Annotated in this window: 5 protein-coding genes; 1 reads left to right on the top strand and 4 read right to left on the bottom strand. The window is 69.2% G+C overall.

Features of this window, described 5'->3' with window-relative positions; genetic code table 11:
- Both V6M42_RS13600 and V6M42_RS13595 read right to left on the bottom strand, forming a co-directional pair.
- Nucleotides 1-1,982 (bottom strand): DNA topoisomerase IV subunit B (locus tag V6M42_RS13600; RefSeq protein WP_332678981.1); only part of this gene is annotated, 1,982 nt, incomplete at its 3' end.
- Complete coding sequence (locus V6M42_RS13595) at nt 1,945-3,300, bottom strand: O-antigen ligase family protein (protein ID WP_332678979.1); 1,356 nt, start codon at nt 3,298-3,300, stop codon at nt 1,945-1,947. The genes V6M42_RS13595 and V6M42_RS13600, both read right to left, overlap by 38 nt.
- Nucleotides 3,301-3,344: 44 nt before the next feature.
- Here V6M42_RS13595 and V6M42_RS13590 point away from each other — a divergent pair, with 44 nt between their 5' ends.
- Nucleotides 3,345-4,523, top strand: a complete 1,179-nt coding sequence (locus V6M42_RS13590; RefSeq protein WP_332659548.1) for a low temperature requirement protein A — start codon at nt 3,345-3,347, stop codon at nt 4,521-4,523.
- Nucleotides 4,524-4,529: 6 nt separating this feature from the next.
- Here V6M42_RS13590 and V6M42_RS13585 read toward each other — a convergent pair whose 3' ends face one another.
- Both V6M42_RS13585 and V6M42_RS13580 read right to left on the bottom strand, forming a co-directional pair.
- Nucleotides 4,530-5,855: a glycoside hydrolase 5 family protein gene (locus tag V6M42_RS13585; protein WP_332678977.1), complete on the bottom strand. Its 1,326-nt coding sequence runs from the start codon at nt 5,853-5,855 to the stop codon at nt 4,530-4,532.
- Nucleotides 5,852-6,487, bottom strand: a 636-nt coding sequence (locus V6M42_RS13580; protein WP_332678975.1) for a 3'-5' exonuclease, incomplete at its 5' end; no start/stop codon positions are given. The genes V6M42_RS13585 and V6M42_RS13580, both read right to left, overlap by 4 nt.

Genomic DNA, 6,487 nt, shown 5'->3' with positions numbered 1-6,487 from the left:
AGGGTGCGCTTCTTCGGGTCCATGGTGGTCTCCTTGAGCTGGGAGGCCATCATCTCGCCCAGACCCTTGAAGCGGCCGATCTCGGTCTTCTTGCCCTTGAAGACGGTGGCCAGCAGTTCGTCGCGGTGGGCGTCGTCGCGGGCATATTCGGACAGGGGGCCGGCGCTGATCCGGTAGAGCGGGGGCAGGGCCATATAGACCCGGCCCTGACGGATCGTCTCGGGCATGGAGCGGTAGAAGAAGGTGATCAGCAGGGCGGCGATGTGGGCGCCGTCCACGTCGGCGTCGGTCATGATGACGATCCGCTCGTAGCGCAGGTCGTCGATGTTGAACCGGCTGCCGGGCTGGACGCCGAGAGCCAGGGCCAAGTCGGACAGTTCGATGTTGGCGCGCAGCTTGTCGGCCGTGGCCGAGGCGACGTTCAGGATCTTGCCGCGCAGGGGCAGGATGGCCTGGGTGGTGCGGTCGCGCGCCTGTTTGGCCGAGCCGCCGGCCGAGTCGCCCTCGACGATGAACAGCTCGGTGCCGTTGGCCGACTGACGCGAGCAGTCCGACAGCTTGCCGGGCAGGCGCAGCTTGCGCGTGGCCTGGGCGCGCTGGACTTCCTTGTCCTTGCGGCGCTTCAGACGATCCTCGGCCCGTTCGATAACAAAGCCCAGCAAGGTGTTGGCTTGCTTGGGACTTTCGGTCAGCCAGTGATCCAGCGGATCGCGCATCAGCTGCTCGACCAGACGCTGGGCGTCGGGCGAGGACAGGCGGTCCTTGGTCTGGCCCTGGAACTCGGGATTGCGGATGAAGACGGAAATCATGGCCCCGGCGTTGGCGATGACGTCCTCGGCCGTGATCAGGTTGGCGCGCTTCTCGTTGGTCAGCTCGCCATAGGCCTTGAGGCCTTTCACCAGGGCGGCGCGGAAGCCGGCCTCGTGTGTGCCGCCGTCGGGCGTCGACACGGTGTTGCAGTAGGAGGAGACGAAGCCGTCGGCCTCGCCGAAGCCGATGGGCGACCAGGTCACGGCCCATTCGACCGCGCCGGCCTCGCCCTTGCGCTCGACGCGGCCCGCGAAGGCCGGGGTGACGGTCTCCAGCGTGCCGATCCGCTCGGCCAGGGCGTCGGCCAGACCGTTGGGGAAGTGGAAGACCGCTTCAGTCGGGGTGTGGTCGGTGATTCGCTCCGCGGCGCAGGTCCAGCGGATCTCGACGCCGCGGAAGAGGTAGGCCTTGGACCGGGCCATGCGGAACAGGCGGGCGGGCTTGAAGGCCGCGCCGACGCCGAAGATTTCCTCGTCCGGCTTGAACCGGATCAGGGTGCCCTTCTTCTTCGAAGGCTGGCCCTGGACGATCGAGCCCAGCGGCAGTCCGCGGCTGAACGACTGTTTCCACTCGTACCCGTCGCGCCAGACGGTGACGTCCAGCTGTTCGCTCAGGGCGTTGACGACGCTGACGCCGACGCCGTGCAAACCGCCAGAGGTTTCATAGGCTTTGCCGGAGAACTTGCCGCCCGAGTGGAGGACGGTCATGACCACCTCGAGCGCCGACTTGCCCGGATGTTTCGGGTGCGGGTCGACCGGGATGCCCCGACCGTCGTCGCGGACGGACAGCCAGCCCTCGGCGTCGAGGTCGACGGTGATCAGCTTCGCATGCCGGGCGACCGCCTCGTCCATGGCGTTGTCGAGGACTTCGGCGAACAGGTGGTGCAGCGCGCGCTCGTCAGTGCCGCCGATGTACATGCCGGGGCGTTTGCGGACGGGCTCCAGCCCTTCCAGCACCTCGATCGAGGAGGCGGAATAGCCGCCGGCGACGGGCGGGGCCGACGGATCGGCGGTCGAGGGCGCGCGAACCGGCTCGGGCGCCGGACGCGGCGCTGCGGCCTGCGGCGTCAGCGCCGGCTCGGGCGCGGGTTCAGGCGTGGCGACGGGATCGGCGGGACGCGGCTGCGTCGGCTCGTCATCGAACAGCGAAAGGAGGTCGGCGGACTGGCCCATGCGGATACTGTGCGGCGATTCGGGAGGGGGTCTGGTAGGCCCCGCGGCGCTTCTCCACAAGCGGAACGACGGCCGGCGCGGGCGAGGGCAGGACGGCGCGGGTGAGGACGGCGAGGAACAGCACCCAGGGCAGGCTCTGGTGCTGCACCAGAATGCTCTCCGACAGGCTCAGCACGAAGAAGGCGGCCAGGAAGCCCAGCGCCCACCAGCCCTCGCGCGCGCCGGAGCCCATGGAGCGCAGGATGGTGATGAAAGCCGTCGACGCCATCAGCACGCCGACCAGCACAGCGCCGGGCCAGCCCAGCTGGACGAGCAGGTCGATCCAGCCGTTGTGGGCGCTGGGCACGCTCCAGCCGGTCTCCTTGCGCACCCAGTCGGCGGGGACGGATTCGCCCTCGCGGCCCCAGAAGGCGCCGTAGCCGTAGCCGGTCCACGGACGGTCGGCGACCTTGCGCATCAGGCTGTCCCAGATCTCGGTGCGACCGGTCAGGGAGGGGTCCTTGCCCAGGGCTTCCAGCACGGCGACCGAATGGGTCTCCCAGGTCCACAGGCCGACACCCGCCAGCACCACCAGCACCCAGATGGCCGCAACGCTGAAGGCCGCGCCGCCGCGCTTCATCGACCAGAAGGCGCCGACAAAGCCGAGGCCGACGATCAGGCACAGCAGGGAGGTCTTTGACTGGGTGGCCAGCACGAGGATCGAGGCGAGGCCGAGGGCGACGGCGGGCAGCAGGCGGCGCGGATCGGGCGAGACAAGGCAGGCGGCCGAGGCCGTGGCCCCGATCACCATGACGGCCCCCATCTGGTTCTTCTCGTACCAGAGGCCGCGCCACAGGCCGGCGTTGTCGTACTGGTGGACCCCGATGGAGGGGAAGGCGAAGACCATCACCAGACTGCCCACGGCCATCAGCAGGGCGGCGTGCATCAGCAGGCGCGGCAGGTGCGGGCCCCGGAACACGGCGCCGAGGTAGAGGGCGAAGACGCAGCTGATGGCGAGGGCGATGACGCGGCGGCTGGTCACGCCATAGTCGATCGACCAGTATTTGGAGGCGAAGGCCAGGCCGATCACGGCGACCATGGCCAGGATCGCCGGCCAGGCGCGCCACAGCCGGTCGATCCGGTACGCCGCCATGCCGAAGATGGCCGCATAGGCCGGCAGCCAGACCAGACGCAGCACCGGCGTCTCTTCCTGCAGCGGCGCGAACACGGGCCCGATCAGGGCGCCGGTCAGCATGGCGATGAGGCCGATCGAGATCGCCCGTTCCCACAGGCTGGGAACCGGTTCGGTCAGGACCGCTTCTGGACGGGACTCATGCACAGAGGCAGGGTCGGGCTTCAGGCTTAACGAAGGGTTGGAATCGGATGGCCGGCGACCTGCTGAGGACCCGGGACGGCGGCCACGCCCGCGTGGGCTTTGTCGAACTGTTCTTCGACCTGATCTTCGTCTTCGCCATCACCCAGATTTCCCACGCCCTGCTGGCCCATCTGAGCTGGATCGGGGCCCTGCAGGGGTTCATGCTGCTGGGCGCCGTCTGGTGGGCGTGGATAGACACCAGCTGGATCACCAACTGGCTGGACCCCGAGCGCGCGCCGGTCCGCGCCCTGCTTTTCCTGCTGATGGCGGCGGGCCTCGTCATGTCGACCTCCCTTCCGGAGGCGTTCGGCGAGAAGGGGCTGATCTTCGCCTGCGCCTTCGCCTCCCTCCAGGTCGGCCGGGGCCTTTTCACCCTGTGGGCGGTGCGTCGGCACGATGTGCTTCGCCCCAATTTCCAGCGCATCTGCATCTGGGCCGGAGTCGGCGCCGCCCTCTGGATCACCGGCGGGCTGATGGAGGGCCAGGCCCGGCTGATTATCTGGCTGATCGCCGTCGCCTTCGAGTTCGCGGGTCCGGCCTGCTATTTCTGGGTTCCCGGCCTGGGCCGCTCGCACACCGAGGACTGGGAGGTCGAGGGCGCGCATATGGCCGAGCGCGTCGGCCTGTTCATCATCATCTGCCTCGGCGAGTCCGTCCTCGTCACCGGCGCGACCTTCGCCGGGCTGGATTGGACGGCCCCGGTCGTCGGGGCTTTCGCGGCGGCCTTCGCAGGAACGTTGGCCATGTGGTGGATCTGGTTCAGCAAGGCGCATGACGCCGCCTCCGACGTCATCTCCCATGCGAACGACACGGGCCGGGTCGCACGCCGCGCCTACACCTATGCGCCGATCCTCGTGGTCGCCGGCATCGTCGTCACGGCCGTGGGGGACGAGATGTCGTTGAGCCACCCGGGAGGCGCGATCGACTTCGCCATGGCGGCCGTCCTGATCGGCGGGCCGATGCTGTTCCTCGTCGGAGCCCAGGTCTTCAAACTCGCCGCCTTCGGGATCTGGTCGCCCTCGAGACTGGGCGGGATCGCCGCGCTGGGCGCCTTGAGCCTGGCGGTCCCGGTGCTGACGCCGGTAGGGCTGGCGGCGTGCGCCACCGCCGTTCTGATCGGGGTGGGGGCCTGGGAGACCGTGGCGACGCATCGGATGCCGGCCGAGGAGGCGCGGACCCCTGAGTAGCGGCGTCTAGAGCGCCGCCAGCGCGGCGGCCTGCCGGCGGATCGACGCCCGCGTGGACTGATCCGTGTCGAACACGCCGTACCAGCCCTGCGGCTCGTGCGGGGGATCGCCCAGCCAGGCCCGGTCGCCGTCGCGGAAGCGGAAGTCCGGATTGCGCGTCCGCCCTTCGCCGTTCCAGGCCCAGAAGTTGGAGCCGACCAAGGGCCCGCCCGCGCGGCTGTCGGCCAGGACGGCGGCGTGGATGTCGGCGTAGAAGCCGTCCCGCAGGGTCGTCGGCGTCGCGGGATCAAAGGCGTCGCCGTCCCGCGGATAGCCGAACTCCTCGATCACCAGCGGCTTGCCCAGCTCCCGGGCGAAGCCGATGTGCTGCTGGATGTATTCCGCGGTTCGCGCCCGCGCCTCTGCGTCGGTGCCCGCCATGTCCCGCCGGTCCAGCCAGCTCCAGTTGGCGGGCCAGATGTGCGCCGTCAGATAGTCGATGTCCGGCGAACGGTGCGCGTCCAGCACGATGTCGGCCCGCTCGACCGCCCCCTTCAGCCCTTCGCTGCCCGTCGAGACGAGATGGTGCGGATCCAGCGACTTGATCAGCCGGGCCGTGTCGGAGATCCAGCGCTGGAAGGCCTGCAGGTTTGCGGCGGCGCGGGAATCTGAGCCGGCCGGCCGGGGCTCGTTGGCCAGCTGCCAGGCCATGATGGCGGGATCATCGGCGTAGCGGACGTCCGTCACGGTATTGGTCCGTGAGACCACGGCTCGGATGTAGTCATGATAGAGGCCGACGGCTTCCGCATTGCCGTAGTAGTCGGCGACGAAGTCCGGAAACTCCGGCCATGGATGGGCCGGGTCGTTCATGTCCAGGTACCGGCCGCCGTTGACCCACGAGAGGTAGGTCATCATCCCGCCGGACCACTCCCAGAAATTGGTCAGATAGAGCACCGCCTTCATGCCGCGCCGCCCGATCTCGGCCAGCGCGCGGTCCAGGCCGACCAGCAGGGTCTCGTTGTAGACCGGGCTCCGGTCGCGGAAGGCGGGCCGGACGGAGTTCTTCAGCGGCGACAGTTCGGCCGAGGCGGCGATCCGGATATTGGTCACGCCGTCGCCGGCCAGCGCATCCAGTTCGCGACCCAGCCGCGCCGGGTCGCCGAAGTCGGCGTCCGCGCCCAGCCAGGCCAGATACCAGGCGTTGGCGCCGACGAAGCGGTAGGGCCGGCCGTCGATCTTCAATCCGATGCCGTCGCGCGTGACGAACCCGGGACGATCCGCGCCGGCGTTGGCGGAGGAGGGCACGGACAGCGCCGCCGCGGCGGCCAGAAGCTCGCGGCGGCTGGGCGTCACGGCGCCTTTTCCACGAAGCTGTCGATCACCTTCTTCTCCCCGGCCTTGTCGAACGCCACCAGCAGCTTGTTGCCCTCGATGCCGGTGATCAGACCGTAGCCGAATTTCTGGTGGAAGACGCGTTCACCCTTCGACCAGTTAGAGCCTGCCCTGGGATCGGCCGTGGCGACGAGGCGGCCGTCGCCCTCGATCAGGGCGTGGCGCGCCGGACGGGCGTCGGGCGCCCGGCCGGCGGTGAAGGACTGGGCGCGCTTCCAGCCGGGCGAGGAATAGCCGGACCCGAAGGTCGGCATGTCGTCCCAGCGGCTCTTGGCGTCCTTCATGCCGGGGGTGACGCCGTAGTAGCCGGTGTCGCTCTCGGCCTCGACATGGGCGATGGGCAGTTCGTCAACGAAACGGCTGGGCAACTGCGAGGTCCAGCGGCCGTAGACCAACCGGTTGGCGGCGAAGCTGATACGCGCGTCCGACTTGGCCCGGGTGACGCCGACATAGGCGAGGCGGCGTTCCTCCTCGAGGCCCTTTTCGCCCTTCTCGTCGATGCTGCGCTGGCTGGGGAAGACGCCTTCCTCCCAACCGGGCAGGAAGACCAGCGGGAACTCCAGCCCCTTGGCGCCGTGCAGGGTCATGATCTG

It is taken from the genome of Brevundimonas sp. (genome assembly GCF_036677305.1).
GTDB lineage: Bacteria > Pseudomonadota > Alphaproteobacteria > Caulobacterales > Caulobacteraceae > Brevundimonas.
Note: the sequence above shows the minus strand (reverse complement) of the source record. Positions and strands in the feature narration are given on the sequence as shown.

Coding starts and splice junctions, on each gene's coding strand:
- V6M42_RS13590 (WP_332659548.1), top strand. CDS start 3,345: ATGGCCGGCGACCTGCTGAGGACCCGGGACGGCGGCCACGCCCGCGTG.